At 62.2% G+C, this 2,140-nt stretch carries 1 protein-coding gene and 1 pseudogene; one reads left to right on the forward strand and one right to left on the reverse strand.

The window, feature by feature from the left end:
• Positions 1 to 299 precede the first annotated feature (299 nt).
• The gene (locus ACE3OH_RS21815; protein WP_374358273.1) at positions 300 to 1,730 is read right to left on the reverse strand and encodes a rhomboid family intramembrane serine protease; all 1,431 of its coding nucleotides are present in this window, start codon (positions 1,728 to 1,730) and stop codon (positions 300 to 302) included.
• 194 nt (positions 1,731 to 1,924) lie between these two features.
• Between ACE3OH_RS21815 and ACE3OH_RS21820 the strand changes: the two are divergent.
• Positions 1,925 to 2,140, forward strand: a pseudogene (locus ACE3OH_RS21820) (glutamine--fructose-6-phosphate aminotransferase); the annotation flags it as partial.

A 2,140-nucleotide genomic window follows, 5' to 3' on the forward strand; every position in this document is an offset into this window, starting at 1 on the left:
TTCGGTACTTTCTTTTGGCGAAGCAAAAGAAAGTACCCCGGCTGCGGGACGGGCCCCGCTCCAAATCATCCGCGCCGCAGGCGCATAAAGCCACCGCCCGCACAGGAAACGCAATGCGCGTCTCCTGAAAGCAGCTGGCACTTTCACTTTATTTGTCAGGTTTTATGCGCCTACGGCGCAAATGTTTTGGGCAAGATTGCGCCCCACAGCCGCCTGGCTCTCTTGTCATGCCAAGAAAGCCAGCAAAGAAGGCGCGGGCCATGACCGCGATGTTGCAGCGCGCTGCGCTAAGCCAAGCCTCACACCCCCCGCTGCCGCAAATAGCGCGCCTCGTCCGATTCGCTATGCAGGGAAGTCAGCATCGCTTCAAAGCGGCTGGCGTCTCCGCTCATGCCCTGCTTGCGCAGTGCTTCGGCCAGGCGCAGCAGCAGGCTGGGGATGCCGGTGGAAGGTTGGCGTGCCAGGCGGGTGACCAGTTGCTTGGCGATATCGAGCTGGCGAGCATCGATCGCCAGGCGGGCGATCAGCTGCCACTGGCTGCCGCTCAGGCGCGGCATGGACAGCTTGCGCCGGCCCGCCTCGCGCAGCGCATCGGCCACCACCTCGCCATAGATGGTCTCGCCACTGGCGGCACGCGTGATCAATAGCTCGATGGCCGGCTGCAGCAGCTCGGGCGCCAGCTTGGCACAGCGGAAATAGGCCAGCAGGTCGGCCGTATTGTCGGGGTAAGCGGCTACCAAACGCGCATAGTGCTGGGTGGCGCGGGCAAACTGGCTGGCATCGAGCAGCTGCTCTGCCTGGGTGCGCAGGGCGTCGTGCGCCTCGTTGTCGCGCCCCTGCTCCACCAACTCGGCGCTCTGGCCGCCACGCTGCCAGCGATACAGGCCGGTGAGCAAGGCGCCGGCCAGAAAGCCGCCAAAGTGCGCCAGAAAATTCACATGGTTGTCGGCGTCGGCTATCAGGTACTGGAACAGCTCATTGCCCACCCACACCGGCAGAATCACCAAGGCCGGCCAGCGAGCGGTATTGAAGAAAAACAGCAGCGAATAGAAAAACCGGATGCGCTGCCGGCCAAACAGCACCACATAGCTGGCCATCACCGCCGAAATGGCGCCCGAAGCTCCGAGCGACAGGCCGCGATGGGCGAGGATCAGGTCGGAAGCGGTAGCACCGAGGCCACCAAGCAGGAATAGGCCAAGAAACAGCATCGGCCCCAGTGCCAGCTCCACCGTGTAGGCCACCACGAAGAACACCGCCAGATTGCCCAGCAGATGGTCCCAGCCGGCATGCAAAAACATATGGCTGAACAGGGTGAGCGCCGTAGGATGATCGGGCGCCAGCGCATAGCGCGGCGTGACCAGCTTGTCCCATTGCCGCTCGAACTGGCCACGCTGGCGCAGCCAGTCTGCATAGGCTTCCTGATGTGGCTGGACCACCTTGCCACCATGCAGATCGCGCAGAAAATCGCGGTCCATCTGCATTTCCTGCACCAGCTGGCCATCGGCGATGTCCTCATCCACCGCCTGCCCGTGCGCCTTGCGGTAGGCGCGATAGGCCGGCAGCTCCAGTGCAGGTAGCGTGGACGACTGGTAATAGCGCATCGCCTCTGCCTCGCGCATGCCATCACCGGCCTGCCACAAATACACCAGGGTGCAGATCAGCATGATGGCCAGGGTGACAATCGGCGGCTTGCGCCAGTCGGGGCGGGAGGGGAGCGGAACAATCAGCATGGGCGACTACCGTATCGAGACGCGAAGCATGCCAGAGTCGCGCTGATCCGGCAGCTGCAAAGGCCACTGCCTGTTGCGCAAACCGATAAATGCCATTCGCATATTTAGTCATTGTAAAATAATGACGAAAACATACTCACGGCATGTGCAAGCTTGCATAGACTTGCCTGGTTCAACAGATTCTGGAGTTTTCCATGTGCGGCATTGTCGGCGCAATTGCGCAACGTGATGTGGTGGGCCACCTGATCGATGGCCTGAAGCGGCTTGAATATCGTGGCTACGACTCATCCGGCATTGCCGTGCTGGCCAATGCCGCCATTCGCCGGGTGCGCCGCGTCGGCCGGGTGGCCGAAATGGAAAGCGCGGCACAAGCCGAGCAACTGAGCGGCCTGCTCGGCATTGGCCATACC

The organism is Chitinimonas sp. (assembly GCF_041904975.1).
Taxonomy (GTDB): domain Bacteria; phylum Pseudomonadota; class Gammaproteobacteria; order Burkholderiales; family Chitinimonadaceae; genus Chitinimonas.